This window comes from Eubacterium callanderi (genome assembly GCF_900142645.1).
In the GTDB taxonomy this organism is placed as follows: domain Bacteria; phylum Bacillota; class Clostridia; order Eubacteriales; family Eubacteriaceae; genus Eubacterium; species Eubacterium callanderi.
On record NZ_FRBP01000014.1, the window covers coordinates 40,923 to 61,002 of the forward strand.

The following is a 20,080-nucleotide window of genomic DNA, read 5'->3' on the forward strand; positions in this document are numbered from 1 at the left end:
GATAAACCTTTTCAGATTTTTTGTCAAGGATTTTTTTATTAAATATTTTATTTTTTACTGTTTTAACAGTAAAAAATAACACTTTTCCTGAAAAAAGGCTGTATCCAGCCCTTTTCAAAAAAAGTGCTTTTTCTCTTTTCTTAAGCTATTGCAGCAGTCCGACGACAAAATTCATGAACGCCGCTTCATCACCCTCCCAGATTTCGCGCACAAGTGCTTCCCTTTCCGGGTCAAGGGACATGGTTTCCTTTACATCCTCAAAAGGGAACAGCCCTGTTTTTACATTGGTATCCATTCTGCACCTCCTAGTATTTTCCATACTCACGGACATAAGCGTTGACCGCGGTAATGTTTTCCAGGTTAATATCCCGCACCGATGTGGTGATCTTGTCAAAACCGAAGGCATAGCCGCCGCCCGGCGCCAGAATATCCATCAGCTCCTTGGTCTTATCGATACAGGCCTCCTTTGTCCCCTGGGCAATGGTCGTCACAGGGAAAAAGCCCGTAACGCTCATGATCTTACCAAGGCGCTCCTTGATGATCCTGGGGTCTGCGTACTCAAAACGCCCCAGAATCCGTCCGACAGGCAGCTCCTCCAGATAATCGTAATAGCGGGTCCAGTCGCCCTCAAAGAAAATATAGAGATAATGGCCTCTTTCCACCAGTGCTTCAACCATTTTTTTAAAGGTCGGCCACCACAGCTCGCCAAAGACCTTTTCGCTGAGGTACGGCGGCATGTGCAGCGGCATAAAGACCATCTGGTCCACTGCCGGGGGTGCGACACAGGCCTTCTGAATCATCAGCGGCAGCAGGGCTTCGCAGGCTTCTTTTACCTCACTCTTATGGCGGCGTACATCCTTTGAAATGCCCGTAAAGCTCCTGAGCAGATCGGCCAAGAAGTCAAAGGGCGCCTCCGCTGATGCGGAAGTGATAAGCGGCAGCCCGTTATCTGCAAGTATCTGTCCCACCGCTGCATTAAACGGCCCGAAGGTCCGGTTAAAGGTCATCATGCCTCTGGCCAGCGCCATACCGCGGTAAGGCTCAGGCTTGTCAAAGACCTGATAGAGCCGCGGCAGGCATGTGCCCGCCAGAAAGGCGGCCGGATCCGCGATCAGCTCTGCGTATTCCGTGTCCTCCATGGCGTGCACCTCCGGGTGCTGGACATAGCCTTCCTTGCTCTGCACAAAGGATTTGGCTTCCAGTGCGCTGTAATACCGCGGTGAACGGTAAAAGGTGCTGCGGATAAAATCGCCGTCATAAGCTGGAATGGCTTTACCCATCGCGTCGATAATGAGGCTGGTATCCCAAAGCCCCTCAAACATAGGATACCCTGCGTACTCGATTGCCAGCTCCGGCGTGACCACGTGCTCAATCGGCACATAGTCTGGTGTTTCCAGCGCCACAACCTTGCGGATATTTTCAATCCGCTTTTGTTTTTGATTCATTTGATTACCCCTTTCTCTCACTTGCTTTTTAATGCCTCATGGGCTTTTTCCGAAAAAGCCTTTGATTGATTCGTATTATAGGGCTTGTTTTAGTAAAAGTCAAATATTTTATTTATTTTTTATTAAATTTTATGAAATTTACTGTTATTTCATAAAGAACTTGAACTTCCAAAGCTTCATTCAAAAATAAAATCCCTGGTCTGAAATCCGAGCTAATATTTACATTGACACGTCAAAATTCTGCCCAATTCAGCAGGTTTATCCCTTGTCCTCCCCTAAAATCCATGTTAAAATTTGGGTTAGAACTTTTTTATAAGGAGCCCATCTATGCGAAAAATGACAAAAGGCGAAATGACGAAGGAGCGTATTCTCGCGAGCGCCAAGGAGCTGTTTTACGAGCAGGGCTATGACGCAACCACCATCCAACAAATCGCTGACCGTTCTGGTACAACACTTGGCTCTATGACCTACCATTTTGCGACAAAGGCCACCTTTGTGAGCCGTCTGTTTGACGACTACTTCACAAATCTTGACGCGGCCATTCGCCAAAAACAATACGAACCGTGGAATTCCTTTGAGAGTCATTTTCGGCTGACCATGATCTATTATCACAACCTTTTATCAGACCCGCACACGCGGAACTTTTACTATGAGGTTTTTAAGAACGATACGCTTTTCAGCTCTCTGCACGGAAATATCAGCCAGATCTACCATGATTTTATAAGAGACTACAGCCTGCGCATTCGCCCCATCGAGTTTGACGCTATTGTGACTGCTGACTTCGGGGCCCGCCGCGAATGTCTGCTGTCTTATTGTGAGGAGCGCCTGAAGATGCCCATCGAGGATTTCGGTATTTTTCTCCTGACCAATACCGCCCGCTGCATCGGCATTCCCGAGGCTGCCATCTATAAAACCAGCTATCAGTCTCTGGTTTTTTACAGAAGTCATGATTTCTCAGACGTTCAGCTTTTAAAATGACATTCTTTCCTGAACGGGGGTCAAAAAATACAGAAAAGTCCAAAACGCATTTTGATTTTGGACTTTTCTGTATTTTTTATGGCTTATTTGCGCGTGATACTGCTTAAAAATTCCTTTGTCCGGTCATTTTTCGGGTGCTCAAAGATGTCCTCGGGCTCGCCCTCCTCCAGAATGATGCCGCCGTTCATAAAGAGGATCTTGTTGGCGACCTCTCTGGCAAAGCTCATTTCATGGGTTACCACGATCATGGTCATGTGTGCCTCGGCCAGCTGCTGCATAACGTTCAGAACCTCACCGGTCAGCTCTGGGTCCAGAGCGGAGGTAGGCTCGTCAAAGAGCAGAATGTCCGGGTTCATCATAAGCGCCCGAGCGATGGCCACACGCTGTTTTTCACCGCCGGAAAGGGTGGACGGCATGGCGTCGATCTTTTCCAGCAGGCCAACCTGGGCCAGGTGCTTTTCACAGCGCTCATCCATTGCCTCGCCCTTTTCCTTTTTGACGACCTTGGGGGCAAGCTCGAGATTCTGGCGGACGGTGAGGTGCGGAAAGAGATTAAAATGCTGGAACACCATCCCCATTTTCATGATAATTGCCCGGATCTCGTTCTGTGAGGCGTAGACGCCATCCTTCATCAGGTCTTTGCCCTCCATGGTGATCGTGCCGCTGTCGGCCTTTTCAAGGTCGATCAGACAGCGCAAAAGGGTCGATTTCCCAGAGCCGGAGGAGCCGATCACAGCCACAACATCGCCCCGGTTCACCTGAAAGGAGATGCCCTTCAGCACATGATTGGTGTCAAAGCTCTTGTTCAAATTGGATACATTGATGATTTCTTTCATGGCAGTCTCCTAAAATTCATATTTCTTTTCCAGCTTTTTAAAGATAAAGGTGAGCACAAAATTGATGACCAGATAAATCGCTGCTGCCACCACAAAGGCAAAGGGGTTGGCGTCCCGGTTCACCGCTGTTTTGGCATAGTGAATAATTTCCGCCACACCGATGGTGGTGACCAGCGCTGTATCCTTGAGCAGCGTGATGGTCTCATTGCTGATGGAAGGCAGGCAGACCCTGATCATCTGCGGAATCACCACGCGGGTCATGGTCTCAAACTTGGTCAGCCCCAGCACCTTAGACGCCTCATACTGCCCCTTGTCGATGGCCAGGAGCCCGCCTCTGAAAATCTCGGCAAAATAGGCAGCATAGTTGAGTCCAAAAGCGATGCAGGCAGCCGAAAAGCGGTCAAACACCAGAAATTTGCCAACGCCCGGCAAAAGCGGCAGGCCAAAGTAGACAAACATCAGCTGTAAGAGCAGCGGCGTCCCTCTGAGGATATAGATATAGACTTCTGCAAAGCCCCGCAGTACCATAATCCTGCTTCTGGACATCAGGGTAAACAAAAATCCCAGCGGCAAGGACGAAATGATCGTTACCGCAAAAACAGCCAATGTCACCAGACACCCCTGGAGCATTGGCGTAAGCACATTCATAAAATAGGTTGAATCCATAATATCTCCCGTAATTATCAAATGGAGAATGGAAGGACCTTCCATTCTCCATTACTATTTAGTTTCCTGTATAGAAAATATTTTCGCCGAACCATTTCTTGGAAATTTCAGCCGCAGTGCCGTCAGCGACCATGTCGTCGATGGCTTTCTGAATTTTTCCCTGTAATTCGGTGTTGCCTTTCTTGACGGCAACCGCGTAGGTTTCCGGTGACAGGCTTTCGTCAAGGATGACATAATCGGCGTTTTCACTTGAGATGTAGTAGCGCGCGACCACAGAATCCACGATGACTGCATCAATACGGCCAATGCCCAGATCCTGAAGAGCCGATACATTTTCAGGGTATTCGTTCATGCCTGCAACCTTGGTGTGGATATCGTCCGCTTCAAAGGCGTCATAAGCTGAGGAGCCCTTCTGGAGGCCGACGTTCTTACCTTCAAGGTCTGCCTTTTTAGTGATGCCAGAGTCTTTTTTAACCACGATCACCTGGTCGTTTTTCAGGTACGGCTTGGTCATCAGCATGGCTTCCTCGCGTTCCGGTGTGACAGACAGGCCGTTCCAGATGGCGTCGATGTTGCCGCTGTCCAGTTCAAGCTCTTTGGTATCCCAGTTGACTACCTGCATTTTTGGTTCCATTCCCATACGTTTGGCGGCTTCGGTGGCTAAGTCCACATCAAAGCCGACAATGTTGTTCTGATCATCGCGGAAGCCCATAGGCGGGAAAGAATCGTCCAGACCAACCACAAAGGTCGCATCGTCATTGGCACTGTTTCCTGCTGCCTGGTTGTCGTTTCCGCCGCTACTGCTGCAGCCTGACAGCATGGCCAGGGCCAGAAGCGCAACGAAGAGTAAGGTCATCATACTTTTCTTTTTCATTTCTCTCTCCTTTTAAATGACAGTATTCATATACCTGTATTATACACTTCATTACAGTAAAATGCTACTACAAAATACATATTTTTTTATTATTTATTTGTTGCGCTTATTGATTGGCCATTAGCCTCAGAGTGCCTTTTCCTCACAATCAATCCTCGCCGTTTAGGGGCGAGAAGGCTGAAACCGCCTCGTAAAGCTGCTTCTCGCCACACTCCGGGCAGATACACGCTGTCAGGTCAATGGTGTCGGGATCAACCGCTTCAAGCGTTTCACCGCATTCACAAATATATTCCGGCATGGTTTTCTGTCCATCGGCTTTCTCCACCGCATAGGCAAAGCGCTTGTGAAAAGCGCCGCAGGCCGGGCAATGGTAAACGCCATAGCGGTAGTCAGTGATGAGGGTGCCTCCCTCCTCGGTCACCATGCGCTTTATCCGGGCCAGCGCCTCCGGATCCCGGACCAGCCTCGGCAGCACAGCGTACTCTGAATCAAAGTCCGGCTCCCCAAAGTGGAGCAGCCCGACCCCAAGATAAAAATCTTTTTCATAGCCGCATTTCCGGCAACTGATTGCCAGCGTATTTTTCATATAATGTTCCTCCCGTGTTTTTATTTAAATCAATGTCAAAAACAGGTCATCCATTAATTTTTTTAATAAACAATTTGATTACCACAGACATTTCTTTACTTTTATGGTGGTGAAGATAGTGTCCACAATCAAAAATTTCGATCGCTGCATTATTGGCTTGTGCATATTCCTTCTGGGCTGAAATCCAAAAATCGCCCACCTCTTTTCCATCAGACGAAAACATGATGATCGGGCAAGAAATATCACCATTGTTCTTGACCGTCTGAGCATTGTCATATACCGTCTTCCCCTCAACTATATAATCGATATTCACAGCATTGCGGTACGCCAACAACTTTTGCTGGTATATTTCCTCCTCGCTAAGACCCTTTTGGTTAAGAGGATAAACTCCTGGAATTCTTATTAATCCAAGTTTTGCCGCCATATGCCCAAGTCCAATCATCTTCTCAACTTTGCTGAAGTCAAAATTATCATAACAGCTGGGCGTCGCCATATCCAACCCTATGATACCAGAAACCTCAGTGGGAAATTGCTGGCTCCAGTATATTGCTTCTAGCCCAGACATCGAATGCGGTAGTAAGACATATGGTGGATTCACACCGGCCTTTCTTAAAGCTGTTCTAACCTCATTAACCATTACATTGACATCACGTTTAACTTCAAAAATATCAGAATAGCCGTAGCCTGCTTTTTCAACAACCGCTATTTTGTATTCATCAGAAAGCTGCTTATACAATGGCTTAAAATCATACACAGGCGCAACAGTAGCTGAACCGGATAAAAGCACAAGTGTCGGAGCATTCTGGCTTTTACCTTCTGTATACACATGGATTTTATGCCCCCCCATATTCACCATCTGGCCTGGTGGAGAAAGCCTGTCCGCCTCAACTTTCAGCCCAATCTGGTTATATGCAGCGAGAACAAAAATTAAGACAGACAGTGTTCCAAAAAATACTGCTAATATTTTTAAAAAATTTTTCAACACCTTCATAGCCTTTCTCCCATCCAGCAAAGAAGTAATCTGCTTGACATTGTATCTTTGTTTAGCATATCATAATCCTTAAAATTTTTCTATCTTTTACAAAGCAACAAAATGATTCTTCTCTTTCCAGCATCTGCATTTTCGAAATAATATAAAAAAACAGGTGCGCCTGTTTCGCGGCGCACCTGTCTGCTTTTTCGTTCTCTTACGGCATATGGTTGTAGAATACTTCCAGAATTTCTGCGGAGGATGCAGCACCCGGGTCCAGATGGCCGATGGCACGTTCGCCGAGACGCATGGCTCTACCCTTGGTTGCAACGATGTTGCGGGTCGATTCCAGGCCGTCCTTGCCGGCTTCTACTGCCTTCGCCATGGCTTCCTTCGGAGCTGCGCCGCCTTCATAGGCGGATTTTAAGGTTTCTACAGCTGGTACTAAGGTATCCAGCATTGTTTTTTCACCAGTAGTGGATTTCCCACGTTTTTTAATAATGTTGACGCCGGTTTCCATCATTTCGATGAATTCTTCAAAGGTTACGCCATCATCCGGGCCCTTTGTCTTGACCGGCAGGCCAAATTTCATGAAAAAGCTGCCGTATAACGGTCCGGAGGAACCGCCAACCTTGTCGAGCAGCGCGGTGCCGACTTTTTTGTAAAAGCCGTTTACGCTTTCCTTCTGCCATTCGTCCAGGTTTTTATCAACTTCTCTGAAGCCGATGGACAGGTTCATACCGTGGTCGCCGTCGCCGATGGCAGAGTCCAGCTCGGTAAAGTATTCCTTGCGGTCCTCCGCCAGTTTGATCAGATCTTTGATGACATCTACAAAATACTGTTTATCTAAAACATATTCGCTCATTTTATGGTCTCCTTTTTGTTCTTATTTCACCAAATGCGCCCTGTCCTATCGATAGGGACATAGGACAGGACGTACTTTGTGAAGTAAAGAATCCCGGACCCCGCAAAGGGCCCGAGACACGGTTAAAATTTATTCTCTTAATGCGTTAACGTCTTATTATTTTACCTGTGTGAAGTAAGGTGTGTCACATGGGTAGTCTAATAATTCTTTCAGTTCGTCATCCAGTTTACATAAGGTAACGGACATACCAGCCATATCCATGGAGCATGCGAAAGGACCAACTAAAGCTCTGTGAACCTTGATGCCTTTTTCTTCCAGGATCTGGGCAACGCGTCTGTAGCAGATATGTAAGTCAAGAACTGGCGTTGCGCCTAAGCTGTTAACCAGTACATAAACTTCATCGCCAGCTTCGTATGGCAGGTCTTTCAGGATTGGGTCCATGATTTCGTCAATAACTGCGTCAGCCGGTTCGATCTTGCCTCTTCTGACACCAGGTTCGCCGTGGATACCCATACCGATTTCCATGTCGCCGTCTTCCATGTCAAAGATTGGGCCGCCCTTAGATGGTAAGGTAGCGGAAGACATTGCAACGCCCATGCTGCGGGTGTTGTCATTACATTTTGAAGCAGCAGCAACAACAGCGTCCAGGTCTGCGCCCATAGCAGCTTTTGCGCCGGCAGCCTTGAATACGAAGAAGTCACCTGCAATACCACGACGGTCAGGGATATTTTCTGAGGAAACAACGTCATCTGTTACCAGAACGGTTTCAACACGGATATCGTCTTCTTCATCGGCCTTTTCTGCGCCCATGTCAAAGTTCATAACGTCACCTGCGTAGTTACCATATAAGTAGATAACGCCTTTGCCATTGTCAACTGCTTTAGCGGCTGCATAGCATGGGTCCGGAGAAGGAGAAGTATTGATATTACCAATTACAACGCCATCTGCAAAATTTTCACCGACATAACCGATGAACAGCGGTTCATGACCGGAGCCACCACCAATAACAACACCAACTTTGTCTTTTGTTCCAGCATCTTTTGCCACAACGACACGGCCCTGTGCTTCTTCAAGGTCACACATTTTTACATAACGGTCATGCGCTTTGACATATCCTTCCACCATTTCTTCCACTACGTCGTAGGGATCGTTGATCAAACGTTTCATTGTCATGATAAATTTCCTCCTGAAATTCTTTATTTTAACGGGTGACTCCCGTTATTAACATTTACACAGCTCTTTGGCTGATTTGGACACATTCATGATTTCTTCCGGGTCATCGGTGATAGTCGCCTGTACCACACCAGCGAAAGCACCCTCCACGATAGGGCAGTCCACCATATGAACTCTTTCCTGTAGATCATCATCGAGCATATCGATGGCGGTTTCCGCACTGATGATCGAGCTGCCCATATCGGCGTAAATCAAAATGTTCTTGCAGTCCTCCAGGGACTCGATGGCGTCCTGAATCTTAATCGCGCTGGTTCCGATTCTTCCGCCGTCAGCACCGCCTGCCGCGATTACCTTTACACTACCATCATTCATTTCTTCGACAATTTCTGCCAAACCTTCTGCCAGCTTTGCGCTGTGAGAAACGATTACAACACCTGTACCTGCCATAAATATCCTCCTAAAATTTGATTCACTTAGCCATGAAGCTTCTTTCGCGCCTGCTGGGCACTGCCAAATAGGCACGCTGATTATATAACGCAAGATGCGTGCCAAAACTTATATTAACGCTTATTTTTATGTTAACCCATATTTCTTAGCTTTGGCTGAAACCGTCTTGTGGTCAAGGCCAAGGGCCTCTCCGGCTTTTCTGAAACTTTTATATTTAGACAGGGCTGAAGCGATAAGATCCCGCTCCATTTCTGCAAACGTGGGTATTTTTTCCCCACTTTCGTCCGAAGCGCCCGAAAATCCGGGGATATTTTCCCCAATCGCTCGGACGTAGGACGGCAGGTCGTCCACACCGATCCACTCACCCGCGCTCAGGGTAACCCCACGCTCGATAATGTTCTCCAGCTCGCGGACATTTCCAGGAAAGACATAGTCCTCCAGGCACTGAAGCGCAGGCTTTGTTATGCGCTTTGGCGGCAATTGGTATCGCATACATATTTTATCAATAAATGCTTCCACAAGCAAGGGAATATCACCTTTTCTTTGCCGCAAAGGCGGCAAAATGACCGAAATAACATTCAAACGGTAATATAAATCCTTGCGGAAGCTGTTATTTTCCATTAATTTCTCAAGGGGCGCGTTGGTGGCTGCGATAACCCGCACATTAATCTTGACAGGCGCAAGTCCGCCGACCCGCTCAACCTCCTGTTCCTGAAGCACACGCAGCAGCTTGGCCTGCATGGCGCGGTCCATATCTCCGATCTCGTCCAGGAAAATGGTGCCGCCGTCGGCCAGTTCAAATTTCCCCGGCTTCATGCGCACGGCTCCCGTAAAGGCGCCCTTCTCATAGCCAAAAAGCTCGGCCTCCAGAAGGTCGGCTGGGATGGCCGCGCAGTTCATGCTCACAAAGGCCGCATCTTTCCGAGTGCTTGCATTGTGAATGGCCTTGGCGACCAGCTCCTTGCCGGTGCCGCTCTCACCCCGGATAAGCACCGTGGCGTCGGTTTTCGACGCCTTAGAGGCAAGGGACAGGGCTTCTAAAAGCACACCGCTCTTGCCGATGATCTTTTCAAAGGAGGTGCCAATATCCTCCCGCTTTTCCAGTTCCTTTTCGAGCATGACCGTTTTAGCAGAAAGCTCCTCCACCTTGGCCGCCAGCTTGGTGATCTCAGTCAGTTCACGCGCCACGATGGCGTTGCCGCTAACTGCGCCGTCAACGGCGATAGGGCGGACATCCAACATGAATTCCCTTCCATCAGCATTGGTGATGACGGTACCGCTCTGTCCGTTAAAAAAACCATTGGGGATTTTTTCCCCGGAAAACAAAATGCTGATACTCTGTTCAGTAAGCTCGGACACTCTCTTTTTCAAAATACCAGTGAAAGCGTCGTTGGCATAGGTGATCCTGTGATCCTTGTCCACCAGGCAGATACCATCATACACAGCCTCCAGAATACTGATGAGCTTTCCCTCCAGTTCCTTTACGCTGCTCAGCTCCCAGGACAATGCCTCGATCTGGGTGATGTCCTGAAGCACAGCCACAGCGCCCACATTACTGTTTTCCACCACCACCGGGCTTTTATCGCTGATAACCCAGTTGCCGTTAATGGTTTCCTTCACACCCAGCTTTTCCCTGCCGGTTGTAATCAATTCTACTGCGCCGAAGCCAGGGATCAGGTCGTCCACCAGACGGCCGATGGCCTGCTCAGCGTCGATGCCAGTCATGGCCTCAGCGGCCGCGTTAAAAATCGTGATGCGCCCCGCGCCGTCCATGACAATGAGGCCATTGTGGATGCTCTCAAAAATCTTTTCGCTGGTCAGGGTATTCTTCTGAATAATGTTGTCAACCTCATCCTGATCCACCACACCGGCGCCATCCATGAACTCAGCCAGTGAAGACACGGCCTGTTCGCTCCGTGTGCCGTCGCCGAAGAGCTCAATCTGCTCGCCCTTTTTCAGCTTCATCCCCACCAGCGGCAGTACAGAATTACAGGGGACGATCAGAGCGTGATCCACCCGCTTGATGTACAGGCGACATCCAAAACGCTCCTCAAGCTCTGTTGTTTTCTGAACCACCATCGCGGCCACCCGGGTATGAATACCCTTCTCGTAGCCGATGGTCACTGTTTTTTGTGTTCGCAAGCTGCGTCCCTCCTTCTCTTTCCAATTGCATTCATTCTATCCTGTTTTTATGCTTTTTTCCAGTGTTTATTTTGTCGTGTTCCTGTAACCTTAATAAAACTTTGTATTTAGTTTAGAAATTAATTTCCGCTATGCAAATAATTAAAAATATGGCATAATAGACTTAAAGAAACTAATAAAATTCCAGGAGGATTTACAAATGAGAATTGCAATTGATTGTGATGATGCTGCTTTTGATTTCAAGGATGCGATCTACGAACATTTAAAAAGCGAAGGTTACGATATTACGGACTTAAAATATTCTGCTGACCATGACTGCGATTACCCGGACATTGCTTTTAATCTGGCTGAAAAAGTAGCAGACAAAACCTATGACAGAGGAATCATCATCTGTGGTACCGGCCTTGGCGTTGCCATGATGGCAAACAAGGTACCAGGCGCTTTCGCTGGCACCTGCCACGATACCTTTGCCGCAGAACGCCTGGCAAAATCCAACGATGCCAATATTATCACCATGGGTGCGCGCTGCATCGGTGTTGAGCTTGGCAAAATGATCGTTGACGCTTACATGAAGAGTGAATTTGCCGGCGGCGGTTCTACCAAGAAAGTAGAACGCATGCGCGAGCTCGAAAAAACTTACATGAAATAATCCAGGTTCCAGCATGAAAAAAATGTTTTTAGGAACAAACTGGAAAATGAATAAGACAACCGCTGAGGGACTGTCTTATACGGACGCGCTGACGGACATTATTTCAAAGTATCCGGAATTTGAATTTTTCATCATTCCGCCCTATGTCCAGCTTTGGAAAATCCGTGAGCTCATCGACTCTAAAAAATCCACATTAAAACTGGGCGCCCAAAATGTGCACTATGAGGACGCCGGACAGTTTACCGGAGAGATTTCTCCAACCCAGCTAAAGGAAATCGGCGTGGACATCCTGGAAATCGGCCATAGCGAACGCCGCCAGTACTTTAATGAAACAGACTACACCGTCAACCTCAAAACCCTTGCAGCCTTAAAGCACGGCTTTACGCCGCTCGTCTGCATCGGTGACAGCATGCAGGACAAAAAATACGGTGTGTCTAAGGAAGTGCTGGCCCGTCAGCTGAAGATTGCCCTGCACGATGTGCCTGCAGATGCCATCGGCAAATTCTGGGTTGCCTATGAGCCCGTCTGGGCCATCGGCGTCAACGGAATTCCTGCAGAGGCACCACTGGTGAACGACATCCACAACCATTTGCGGGACGTCACGGTTGAGCTTTACGGCGAAGCCGGACGCGGCATTCCGCTGCTGTTCGGCGGCAGTGTCAACATTGACAACGCCAGACAGTATGCGCCCTTCGAAAACGTCAACGGCCTGTTCATCGGCAGAAGCGCCTGGCAGCCGGACTCTTTCGAAGCCATCATGAAATCTTTACACGAAACCTTAGCATAAAAAAAGCCCTTCGGGGCTTTTTTGTTGTTTTAAACACAAACAATGCGAAAAATATGATATAATCCCTTTAATTATCTTTAAAGGGGAGGGGCCATGAAAAAAATTACCACGCGTCAGGTCATGATGACTTTTATCGGCATTTATCTGGGAGCAAGCTTTGTCTCTGGACAGGAAATCTATCAGTTTTTCGGCGTGTTCGGCGGCTATGGCATTGCGGGCATGGCTGTAGCCGTATTTGTGTTTTTCATCTTTGGCTGTATGATCATGCGTATTTCTCACCGCACCGGCATCCGGGATTTTGAGAAGCTGGTGGTCCGGGGCTACCACCCGGTTCTGCGCCTGATCTTCGGTGGCTTTACCCTGTTCTTTATGTTTACGGTTGTCATGGTCGTGGTCGCTGGCGCCGGCGCGCTCCTCGAACAGCTCTGGGGCTTTCCCGCTTTTGCAGGCAGCATTTTCATGGGGCTTCTGCTCGCCGTGGCCGGCACGACCGGCGCCCGCGGCATGGTCTCAGCCTTTGGTTTTGTGGTGCCCTTTATGGTAGCGGTGGGCCTGCTGGTCGGTCTTATGTCCTTTTTTAACCTGGAGCTTTCTCCGCTTGCCACATCGCCTGTATCTGGAAGCAACCCACTGGTTGGCAACTGGTTTATCGCTGCCCTGACCTTTGTCTCTTACAATCTGCTGGTGGCCATTTCTGTCCTTACCCCCATCGCCCCCTCGGTGGAATCGGATCGCGCTATTACCCAGGGAATACTCTGTGGCTCGCTCCTGCTGTTCGTCATTGCATTGTGCGTTCTGGTTCCCATCGCCCTGCATTTACCGCTCGTTCAGGAGTCCAGCCTGCCGATGCTCACCCTTGCTTCGGCTATCCATCCGGCGCTGGGCATCCTCTACGCCCTCCTTCTGCTTTGTGGCATGTTTGGTTCTGGCCTTTCCTGCCTATACGCGGTGTCCACACGGGTGCGCAAAATCGGCCCGATTCATGGAAAGGGATTACTGGTTGTCATCATGGCTGCCGCTACGCTCGGGAGTATCGCCGGGTTCAAAAATCTTATCGCCACCCTTTTTCCCCTGTTTGGATACTTTGGCCTGCTGGCGCTGGCGAGCGTTGGACTTCATTACTGGTCAGTGCGCAAAAAGGAAAAAACAAACCATTAACACACGCAAAGCGGAAAAGCCTGGCTTTGGCTTTTCCGCTTTTTTATAAGTGCATAAAATCATACCGGGATGCGCAGGACGGTTTTCAGGCGCTCTGGCTTTGCCCGGCGTGGGTCGGAGAGATAGATTTCATGGTGCTTCTCCTCCCAGCCCGGGCGGCGGGACAGGCCCTCGGCTTCCATAAAGGCGGCCAGCTCATCAAAGGATCGGCCCTCGTCCGCGTATGGGCCGACATGCATGATCTGGACGCAGTCGCCCTCATCAAAGGTCTGGAACCGGACCCCCTCAAAATCAATCTCTGGCTTTTTCTCCCTGCTTTCCAAAAGCACTGCTTCGTACAGCGCAGGCGTTACAAATTCGGGCTGGCGTATCATGGACGTCCATTGCCAGTCATCACGATTGTCCGAAACACCCCACCAAAGGCCTTCCAGAGGCGGCACAACATATTCAAAATAACCCTCTGGCAGATCGCCTGACATTTTTTTCATCTTGATGCCAAAGCTGATGGCGTACAGCGCGCTGAGCGCATTCTGATAGCAGGCACTTTCTGGAGCGCCGGCGCCATCTGCCATAACAAAAGCAATCTCCGGCACCGTGACTCTGCCAGGCTTCTTTCCTGGCATGTATAAATCCTTGTATTCTTTTTTATAATCCATCTTGGAAACTGTCATCTGAGTATCCTCCTGTTTCTTTTTATCCTTAGAATAACCTCTCCCGCGCAGGGGAAGGTCAAGCTTTTTTAATGTATTTTTGGTTTCTTACAGGGCTTTGTGCTATAATTTAAAAAAGCATTGTCATAAGAAGGAGGCTTTTAAAATGATTTGTCATTCTCAGGATGCTGAGACATCCGGTATTTTGCACATCGCCCAGAGCATGTGTGTGGCTGCCCGCACAGCGCCAAAGGCCCGGGGCGTTGACCACATTGATTCCTGTTACCTGACCGGCGATGAAAAAGAGGCGCTGGCCGCCGAAATGGACCGCCTTGGCCGTGAGCAGGATCTCGCGTTTTTTATCCGCGATGCTGAAAATGTGCGAAACAGCACCGCCGTGGTGCTCGTCGGCACAAGCATTTCCCAGCGGGGCCTGAACGAAGCCTGCCAGTACTGCAATCACCAGAACTGTGCTGAGTGCGCCCGTGAAAACGGTCTCTGCGCCTTTGATCCCATGGATCTTGGCATTGCTCTGGGTTCTGCTGTGGGCGTGGCATCGGCGGCCCATGTGGACAACCGTATCATGTTTTCTGTGGGTAAGGCGGCCATTTCTCTGGGATATTTGGATAAAAAAATAACCATGGTGCTTGGGATTCCGCTTTCCGCCAAAGGAAAATCACCTTATTTTGACCGGGGATAGAGCATGAACGCTGGGGCCATTATTCGTATAATGCAGATGGTTTGCCTGCTCCTCATGCTGGCAAGCCTTTATTTCAAAGCGACATTACCCTTGATCGTCGCGACCGTTATCATGGTTATCTGTGTCGCACTGAGCTTTTATTTAAACGCTAAACAAAAACCGTGAAAGCAACAGGACAGCTCATCCGTCGGACGGGCTGTCCTTTTTTCATGGCTACACCATTTTAATATCAAAAACCGCGATCTCGGGCACAGCGCCAAGGCGGGCTGGAATCTGGGTACAGCCGATCCCTTTGTTAACGTACAGCTCTGTGCTGTTTTCAGGGTCGATGGTGTAAAATCCGCGGATATATTTCTTTCCGAGATCTGTCGTCACAGTGGGCAGCAGCGGCAGGCGGATCTGCCCGCCGTGGGTGTGGCCGGAGAGAATCAGATTCACACCGGTTCCCTGCAGGCGGTCCGCACCGTCGGGTTCGTGCATGAGAATGATCTGATAATCGCTGCCTGCTGTCCCCCGAACGGTCTGCTTTATATCGGGTTCTCCATAGAGCAGATCATCGGTGCCGCCAATGGCGAGGGTCCTGCCTTCTCCAGCAGGGAGGATGACCGCCTCGTTTTCCAGCAGGATAAATCCCGCCCGCTCCAAAACCGGCGCATACCATCTTGCCATTTTGGTGCAGTCGTGATTGCCCCAGACCGCAAATTTTCCCAGGCTGGCTTCAAGCTCTGCCAGCGGCTTTGCTGCGTCCTCCCGCCGATAACGGATAAAGCGGTCGTACAGGTCTCCGGTGAACACCACCACGTCGGGCGAGAGCCTGTTTACCTTACGCACCAGGCGGGCAACCTTGCGCCTGGGATAAAAGGGACCAATATGAATATCCGTGAGCTGGACGACCCGCAGTCTTTTCTGCCCGGTGCCCATCTCATATTTTTTAACCGCCAGACGGTTCGGTTCCACAAGGATACTGTAAGCCGCCAGCAGCCCGAGCCCTCCAAACGCAGTCATAATTGTTTTTTTCATCTGTTTTCCAGTCCTTTCAGGTCATCATTTCTTAGAGGTAAGGTACAAACAATGCCGAAAAGTCCGCCGTAAGACCTTTCGGCATTTTCTGTATGCTGTGTGAGGCTTATTGTAACGGATGATGCTTAAATTATTCAAAATAAGGGCCTTTGTGTGCTGTCAAAGCAGCGCTGCCGCCCGAGACTGCACCTTTATCCAGATAAGAAAAAAGGTCCAGGCGCTGTAAATAACAGCCAGAAATCGTGCCGAGCGGCCTGCACAGCCGAAGAAGCGCCATCTTTTACCTAAGCGGGAAAAGATATCCTGCGGCAAAAGTAACAATCCGAAACCACCTTTACTAAATTAAAAAAAGCAGATCATCCCTACCCGGCTGTTCCAGACAAAAGCCTCGATATCGGACCGTCACCTCAGCGTCTGGATTCTTTTCCTGTCTGGATAAAAGACAGCGCTTCGTCGCCCTTACCCCTGCTCTTCCTCCTCCGACGCTTCTCTGACAATATAAACCGGGCGCTCCTTGACCTCCAGGTAGGTTTTGGCCAGATACTGGCCGAGAATCCCAACGCACAGCAGTTGAATGCCGCCGATAAAAATCACGATACAGGCCATGGAGGGCCACCCAAAGGCAGAACCGCCGTAGAGCAGCTGACGGACGATGATAAATAAAATGGCGATAACCGCCACGCCGCAGAGGGCAATACCGCCGAAGGAGGCCAGCGCCAGCGGCGCGACGGAAAAGGCGGTGATGCCCTCCATCGAGTATTTGAACAGTTTCCAGACCGACCACTTGGTCTCCCCGGCCGCACGTTTGATGTTTTCGTACTCCAGCCACTTGGTCTTAAAGCCCACCCAGCCAAAAATGCCCTTTGAGAAACGGTTGTACTCGGTCACGCTGAGGATCGCCTCGACTACCTGCCGGGTCATCATCCGGTAATCCCGGGCGCCGTCCACAATGTCGGCATTGGATATCCGGCGCATGATCCGATAAAACCGTCTGGCCAGAAAGGAGCGGATTCTGGGCTCGCCCCTGCGGCTTACCCGCCGGGCTGCCGCACAGTCATAGCCCTCCTCGGTAATGGCGTCGTACATCCGCTTCAGATAGTCTGGCGGGTCCTGCAGATCGGCGTCCATCAAAGCGACCAGCCCGCCTCTGGCGTGCTTGAGGCCTGCATAGATGGCAGCCTCTTTACCGAAATTGCGCGAGAAAGACAGGTACCGCACACGGCGGTCACGTTCTGCAAACCTCTGGATCACGGCAAGGGTGCTGTCAGCGGAGCCATCGTCCACAAACAGAAACTCGAAGGCTTCGGACTTCTTAAAGGATGCGGCCACCTCACAGACAGCCTCATAAAAGGCTGGAAGCACTGCTTCCTCATTATAACAGGGAACCACAATGGTGATTAAGTCCATAACATTCTTCCTTTCCAAGTTACTTTTCATTCATTATAACATGACCAGGACGGGAATTGGCTTTAATTTTTCTGACAAAACTTTGAAATTTTACAGGTTCGGCCAATACATCAGAATTGTTCTCATAGTGATAAAAATAAACCAGAAGAACAGCGGACTGGAAAACCTGGTATTCTGATTGTGCATAACGCTGGATAATTATAAGTAGTTTGAAAGGAAGAAGTTTAATGGCAAAAAAATACGGAAAAGTCCAAAAATAAGACTTTTCCGCATTCATTGTACTGTCTATTTCAACAAAACACTGCCGCAGTAAGGGCAGATGCTCCGCCGGCAGCTGGCCCGCTCGCCGCACACAATACACACCACCTCTGAATCGCCGGATTTATCATACTTTTCCGGAATCTCATGGCCGTAATGGTGCCGTACCCGGTCACCTTCCTTAAAATAACCGGTCAAATCGATCTCCTTCACACCTTTAAAGACATAGGTCCGGATTTTTGCGCCCTTTTGGATCACAAAGGTATGAAAGCTGTAAAGCCGTTTAGAGTCTGGCGCACGGGGATCACGGGCCACATGGCGCTCAACGCGCATCAGCCTGCCGTCAAAGGTTTTATCCTCGTCAAAAAAGCTTCCCTTTGCATAGTATTTCTTCCCCTTCTGGGAAAACCCCAGGGAGCATTCTTTTTTCATTTTCCTGCACCTCCCATTCTTATATTCCGTTTCCGTGAATAAGCAGACAGCGGAAAAGGCCTGCCTCCCCGCTGTCCTGAGAAAGTCCAAATAAAAAAGCTGTGCAGGGCAGACATCCCCCATACACAGCTAAAAAGATTCTTCTTCTTAAAAATGCTAACACAAACAAAAGCCTACTTAAATAGTTAAACGAATCCCTTGTTTTTGGAACCCAAATCATCTATAATAAGTAATGCGGTACGTGCCTCCTGAGGCCGTTGTGTACGGTGGGTCTACACCTTGCGCAAGCCGGATTAGTGGTGCGAACACTTTTCCGGATGCCGCATTTTTTATTCAGTTTTCTACCCTTTATTATAAACTGCTTTTGCCTTTTGCGCAATCTCTTTATTTAAAATCCTAAATTTTGTTCAATCCTCAAAATCTCCCTGCAAACCTCATCTACTCCGTGCGCCTGCTCTGGAATTTTCCTGACAGGGTCGCTCTCTGCAGCACATGCCCTGCCATTACCTCGAGCAGCTCTGCCCGGTGGCTTTCTGGCGGAAGACTGATCTCACAGTCCAGCACGTAAGCGGTAAAGGTATAGGTATGAACGGCTTTAAACGGCGGTTTCGGACCTTTGTAGGCATGTCTTCCATAGGCCATGCCCTGCACCGCGCCGTCCAGGCTGTCCACGATTTTACCCGGCGGTATACTGCCCGGAATCTCTGCCTGCACGGGCAGGTTCCAGATAACCCAGTGGTTATAATTTTTAAATAAGGGGTGGGAAGCGTCGTCCATCGTGATGGCCAGTGACCTGGCCTCTGGGGCGATTCCTTCCAGTGTCAGAGCTGGTGAACGGTTTTCACCTCTGGCCGAATTTTTCCTGGAAATCCACCCCCCTGCCTCAAAATCTCTGCTGCTCAATTTTAATGCTTCCATCAGTAATCCTCCAATCATCTTACTGACCCCATTATACGCTGTTTTACTTTTTATTTTCTTTTATAAACCTGAAGCCCCTTTTCTTTCCTCCACTTCTGGGGTACACTAATAATAATCCAAAGGAGGCCATCATGAAAAAGAAACCACCCATACCCGATAATTTCACTGAAGAATACATTGCTGTCGGCGGCATTGAGGAGTATACCCTTCACTACACGGCCGCGCCCGAGCTGCCTGTCCTGCTCTTTATCCACGGCGGGCCTGGCTCCTCCGAGGCTTATTTCGCCTATGTGATGGAGGAAATTTTCGCCGACCTGTGCACTGTAGTCTACTACGACCAGCGCGGAACCGGCAAGACCTTTATGCGCAATCCCGGCGCGTCCCCTGATCTTCAAAATCTCATGAGTGACCTGCACGAGACCGTCGAAACGCTGAAGGCGCATTATCAAAAGGACAGGCTCTTTATCCTCGGACATTCCTGGGGAACGGTGCTGGGGGCGCTCTATGCCCTGGAGCATCCTGAAAATGTGGCGGCCTATATCGGCGTGGGCCAGCTGGTGGACGTGGTCGAAAACGAGCAGGCTGGTTATGACGCGCTTAAGCGCGCAGTGATCCGCTCCGGCAACAGCCGTGACATCCAAAAGCTCCGCCATATTGGCCCATACCCAGAGCGTCCCTTTGATGAGGTCATGCTCCGCAAAATGACCAAGATCAACGCCCTGAAGCAGAAATACTTTCCGGATGGCAAAACCGGGGCGATCATTAAATCCGCCCTCAAAAGCCCTATTTTTAAGCCATCGGATGTTCTCGGACTGTTCCAGAGCAATAAGCTCAACGCTGCGCTGCTGGTTTCTGTGAGCAATTTCACCCTTTACGACTACAGCCATGACTACAAGGTGCCCGTCTACTTCATCTCCGGCGACCGTGATATGACCACCCCAGCCAGCGAGGCACAGAAATACCTGAAACGCCTCACGGCCCCGGCCAAAAAAGAATTCCGGATCAAAAATGCGGGCCACACCCCCATGTTCGACGATCCCAAGGCCTTTAAAGAGGCCATGTCCGCCATCCTTAAAAATTAAACAAACGCTGATCTCACATACAAAAAAACCGAAGGAC

23 protein-coding genes are annotated in these 20,080 nt (G+C 49.4%); 7 read left to right on the forward strand and 16 right to left on the reverse strand.

Translation table 11 applies throughout. The features are described 5' to 3' along the window. Positions 1-145: 145 nt before the first annotated feature. Both BUC22_RS21960 and BUC22_RS17555 read right to left on the reverse strand, forming a co-directional pair. Positions 146-295: a hypothetical protein gene (locus BUC22_RS21960; RefSeq protein WP_013382530.1), complete on the reverse strand. Its 150-nt coding sequence runs from the start codon at positions 293-295 to the stop codon at positions 146-148. A 10-nt stretch (positions 296-305) separates the two neighbouring features. Beyond that, the gene (locus tag BUC22_RS17555) at positions 306-1,445 is read right to left on the reverse strand and encodes a uroporphyrinogen decarboxylase family protein (RefSeq protein ID WP_013382531.1); all 1,140 of its coding nucleotides are present in this window, start codon (positions 1,443-1,445) and stop codon (positions 306-308) included. Between the two features lie 327 nt (positions 1,446-1,772). Between BUC22_RS17555 and BUC22_RS17560 the strand changes: the two genes are divergently transcribed. Next, a complete protein-coding gene (locus BUC22_RS17560) occupies positions 1,773-2,423 on the forward strand; it encodes a TetR/AcrR family transcriptional regulator (protein ID WP_013382532.1) in 651 nt (216 codons plus the stop codon). A gap of 83 nt (positions 2,424-2,506) precedes the next feature. On the opposite strand, the gene BUC22_RS17565 is transcribed toward BUC22_RS17560, so the two are convergent. The 9 genes from BUC22_RS17565 to BUC22_RS17605 form a co-directional block, all read right to left on the reverse strand. Further along, complete coding sequence (locus BUC22_RS17565; protein ID WP_013382533.1) at positions 2,507-3,259, reverse strand: amino acid ABC transporter ATP-binding protein; 753 nt, start codon at positions 3,257-3,259, stop codon at positions 2,507-2,509. A gap of 9 nt (positions 3,260-3,268) precedes the next feature. Beyond that, positions 3,269-3,925 carry an amino acid ABC transporter permease gene (locus BUC22_RS17570; RefSeq protein WP_013382534.1) on the reverse strand — a complete coding sequence of 219 codons (657 nt, stop codon included), beginning with the start codon at positions 3,923-3,925 and terminating at the stop codon, positions 3,269-3,271. Between the two features lie 58 nt (positions 3,926-3,983). Then, the gene (locus BUC22_RS17575) at positions 3,984-4,799 is read right to left on the reverse strand and encodes an amino acid ABC transporter substrate-binding protein (protein WP_013382535.1); all 816 of its coding nucleotides are present in this window, start codon (positions 4,797-4,799) and stop codon (positions 3,984-3,986) included. A 148-nt stretch (positions 4,800-4,947) separates the two neighbouring features. Then, on the reverse strand, positions 4,948-5,385 hold the full coding sequence (locus tag BUC22_RS17580) for a hypothetical protein (RefSeq protein ID WP_013382536.1): 438 nt from the start codon (positions 5,383-5,385) through the stop codon (positions 4,948-4,950). Between the two features lie 46 nt (positions 5,386-5,431). After that, complete coding sequence (locus BUC22_RS17585; RefSeq protein WP_013382537.1) at positions 5,432-6,376, reverse strand: alpha/beta hydrolase; 945 nt, start codon at positions 6,374-6,376, stop codon at positions 5,432-5,434. Positions 6,377-6,572: 196 nt separating this feature from the next. Continuing rightward, a complete protein-coding gene (gene dhaL / locus BUC22_RS17590) occupies positions 6,573-7,220 on the reverse strand; it encodes a dihydroxyacetone kinase subunit DhaL (protein ID WP_013382538.1) in 648 nt (215 codons plus the stop codon). A 156-nt stretch (positions 7,221-7,376) separates the two neighbouring features. Next, positions 7,377-8,393, reverse strand: a complete 1,017-nt coding sequence (locus BUC22_RS17595; protein ID WP_013382539.1) for a dihydroxyacetone kinase subunit DhaK — start codon at positions 8,391-8,393, stop codon at positions 7,377-7,379. A 48-nt stretch (positions 8,394-8,441) separates the two neighbouring features. After that, positions 8,442-8,840 (reverse strand): dihydroxyacetone kinase phosphoryl donor subunit DhaM, encoded by a 399-nt coding sequence (gene dhaM / locus BUC22_RS17600; protein ID WP_013382540.1) that lies wholly within the window; start codon positions 8,838-8,840, stop codon positions 8,442-8,444. A gap of 126 nt (positions 8,841-8,966) precedes the next feature. Beyond that, positions 8,967-10,982 carry a sigma 54-interacting transcriptional regulator gene (locus BUC22_RS17605; RefSeq protein WP_013382541.1) on the reverse strand — a complete coding sequence of 672 codons (2,016 nt, stop codon included), beginning with the start codon at positions 10,980-10,982 and terminating at the stop codon, positions 8,967-8,969. Between the two features lie 199 nt (positions 10,983-11,181). On the opposite strand from BUC22_RS17605, the gene BUC22_RS17610 reads away from it, so the two are divergent. From BUC22_RS17610 to BUC22_RS17620, 3 genes are all read left to right on the forward strand, one after another. Beyond that, on the forward strand, positions 11,182-11,631 hold the full coding sequence (locus BUC22_RS17610) for an RpiB/LacA/LacB family sugar-phosphate isomerase (RefSeq protein ID WP_013382542.1): 450 nt from the start codon (positions 11,182-11,184) through the stop codon (positions 11,629-11,631). Positions 11,632-11,653: 22 nt separating this feature from the next. Next, a complete protein-coding gene (locus tag BUC22_RS17615; RefSeq protein ID WP_227162948.1) occupies positions 11,654-12,418 on the forward strand; it encodes a triose-phosphate isomerase in 765 nt (254 codons plus the stop codon). 93 nt (positions 12,419-12,511) lie between these two features. Then, positions 12,512-13,576 (forward strand): YkvI family membrane protein, encoded by a 1,065-nt coding sequence (locus tag BUC22_RS17620; RefSeq protein ID WP_013382544.1) that lies wholly within the window; start codon positions 12,512-12,514, stop codon positions 13,574-13,576. A 59-nt stretch (positions 13,577-13,635) separates the two neighbouring features. Here the strand turns inward: BUC22_RS17620 and BUC22_RS17625 are convergent, their stop codons facing one another. Beyond that, positions 13,636-14,247 carry a GyrI-like domain-containing protein gene (locus tag BUC22_RS17625; RefSeq protein WP_013382545.1) on the reverse strand — a complete coding sequence of 204 codons (612 nt, stop codon included), beginning with the start codon at positions 14,245-14,247 and terminating at the stop codon, positions 13,636-13,638. A 145-nt stretch (positions 14,248-14,392) separates the two neighbouring features. Here BUC22_RS17625 and BUC22_RS17630 point away from each other — a divergent pair, with 145 nt between their 5' ends. Beyond that, positions 14,393-14,926 carry a ferredoxin domain-containing protein gene (locus BUC22_RS17630; protein ID WP_013382546.1) on the forward strand — a complete coding sequence of 178 codons (534 nt, stop codon included), beginning with the start codon at positions 14,393-14,395 and terminating at the stop codon, positions 14,924-14,926. Positions 14,927-14,929: 3 nt separating this feature from the next. Further along, entirely contained in the window at positions 14,930-15,091 is a 162-nt protein-coding gene (locus tag BUC22_RS22225; protein ID WP_013382547.1) for a hypothetical protein, read from the forward strand. Between the two features lie 48 nt (positions 15,092-15,139). Here the strand turns inward: BUC22_RS22225 and BUC22_RS17635 are convergent, their stop codons facing one another. The 4 genes from BUC22_RS17635 to BUC22_RS17655 all read right to left on the reverse strand — a co-directional run bounded on the left by BUC22_RS17635 (position 15,140) and on the right by BUC22_RS17655 (position 18,961). Next, the gene (locus BUC22_RS17635; protein ID WP_013382548.1) at positions 15,140-15,946 is read right to left on the reverse strand and encodes a metallophosphoesterase; all 807 of its coding nucleotides are present in this window, start codon (positions 15,944-15,946) and stop codon (positions 15,140-15,142) included. A gap of 459 nt (positions 15,947-16,405) precedes the next feature. After that, positions 16,406-17,353 carry a glycosyltransferase family 2 protein gene (locus BUC22_RS17640; RefSeq protein WP_013382551.1) on the reverse strand — a complete coding sequence of 316 codons (948 nt, stop codon included), beginning with the start codon at positions 17,351-17,353 and terminating at the stop codon, positions 16,406-16,408. A 285-nt stretch (positions 17,354-17,638) separates the two neighbouring features. Continuing rightward, entirely contained in the window at positions 17,639-18,043 is a 405-nt protein-coding gene (locus BUC22_RS17650; protein ID WP_013382553.1) for a hypothetical protein, read from the reverse strand. Positions 18,044-18,481: 438 nt separating this feature from the next. After that, on the reverse strand, positions 18,482-18,961 hold the full coding sequence (locus BUC22_RS17655) for a YbhB/YbcL family Raf kinase inhibitor-like protein (RefSeq protein WP_013382555.1): 480 nt from the start codon (positions 18,959-18,961) through the stop codon (positions 18,482-18,484). A 131-nt stretch (positions 18,962-19,092) separates the two neighbouring features. On the opposite strand from BUC22_RS17655, the gene BUC22_RS17660 reads away from it, so the two are divergent. Next, entirely contained in the window at positions 19,093-20,043 is a 951-nt protein-coding gene (locus BUC22_RS17660) for an alpha/beta fold hydrolase (RefSeq protein ID WP_013382557.1), read from the forward strand. The last annotated feature ends 37 nt before the right edge of the window (positions 20,044-20,080 follow it).

Coding starts and splice junctions, on each gene's coding strand:
- BUC22_RS21960 (WP_013382530.1), bottom strand. CDS start 295: ATGGATACCAATGTAAAAACAGGGCTGTTCCCTTTTGAGGATGTAAAG.
- BUC22_RS17555 (WP_013382531.1), bottom strand. CDS start 1,445: ATGAATCAAAAACAAAAGCGGATTGAAAATATCCGCAAGGTTGTGGCG.
- BUC22_RS17560 (WP_013382532.1), top strand. CDS start 1,773: ATGCGAAAAATGACAAAAGGCGAAATGACGAAGGAGCGTATTCTCGCG.
- BUC22_RS17565 (WP_013382533.1), bottom strand. CDS start 3,259: ATGAAAGAAATCATCAATGTATCCAATTTGAACAAGAGCTTTGACACC.
- BUC22_RS17570 (WP_013382534.1), bottom strand. CDS start 3,925: ATGGATTCAACCTATTTTATGAATGTGCTTACGCCAATGCTCCAGGGG.
- BUC22_RS17575 (WP_013382535.1), bottom strand. CDS start 4,799: ATGAAAAAGAAAAGTATGATGACCTTACTCTTCGTTGCGCTTCTGGCC.
- BUC22_RS17580 (WP_013382536.1), bottom strand. CDS start 5,385: ATGAAAAATACGCTGGCAATCAGTTGCCGGAAATGCGGCTATGAAAAA.
- BUC22_RS17585 (WP_013382537.1), bottom strand. CDS start 6,376: ATGAAGGTGTTGAAAAATTTTTTAAAAATATTAGCAGTATTTTTTGGA.
- dhaL (WP_013382538.1), bottom strand. CDS start 7,220: ATGAGCGAATATGTTTTAGATAAACAGTATTTTGTAGATGTCATCAAA.
- BUC22_RS17595 (WP_013382539.1), bottom strand. CDS start 8,393: ATGACAATGAAACGTTTGATCAACGATCCCTACGACGTAGTGGAAGAA.
- dhaM (WP_013382540.1), bottom strand. CDS start 8,840: ATGGCAGGTACAGGTGTTGTAATCGTTTCTCACAGCGCAAAGCTGGCA.
- BUC22_RS17610 (WP_013382542.1), top strand. CDS start 11,182: ATGAGAATTGCAATTGATTGTGATGATGCTGCTTTTGATTTCAAGGAT.
- BUC22_RS17615 (WP_227162948.1), top strand. CDS start 11,654: ATGTTTTTAGGAACAAACTGGAAAATGAATAAGACAACCGCTGAGGGA.
- BUC22_RS17620 (WP_013382544.1), top strand. CDS start 12,512: ATGAAAAAAATTACCACGCGTCAGGTCATGATGACTTTTATCGGCATT.
- BUC22_RS17625 (WP_013382545.1), bottom strand. CDS start 14,247: ATGACAGTTTCCAAGATGGATTATAAAAAAGAATACAAGGATTTATAC.
- BUC22_RS17630 (WP_013382546.1), top strand. CDS start 14,393: ATGATTTGTCATTCTCAGGATGCTGAGACATCCGGTATTTTGCACATC.
- BUC22_RS22225 (WP_013382547.1), top strand. CDS start 14,930: ATGAACGCTGGGGCCATTATTCGTATAATGCAGATGGTTTGCCTGCTC.
- BUC22_RS17635 (WP_013382548.1), bottom strand. CDS start 15,946: ATGAAAAAAACAATTATGACTGCGTTTGGAGGGCTCGGGCTGCTGGCG.
- BUC22_RS17640 (WP_013382551.1), bottom strand. CDS start 17,353: ATGGACTTAATCACCATTGTGGTTCCCTGTTATAATGAGGAAGCAGTG.
- BUC22_RS17650 (WP_013382553.1), bottom strand. CDS start 18,043: ATGAAAAAAGAATGCTCCCTGGGGTTTTCCCAGAAGGGGAAGAAATAC.
- BUC22_RS17655 (WP_013382555.1), bottom strand. CDS start 18,961: ATGGAAGCATTAAAATTGAGCAGCAGAGATTTTGAGGCAGGGGGGTGG.
- BUC22_RS17660 (WP_013382557.1), top strand. CDS start 19,093: ATGAAAAAGAAACCACCCATACCCGATAATTTCACTGAAGAATACATT.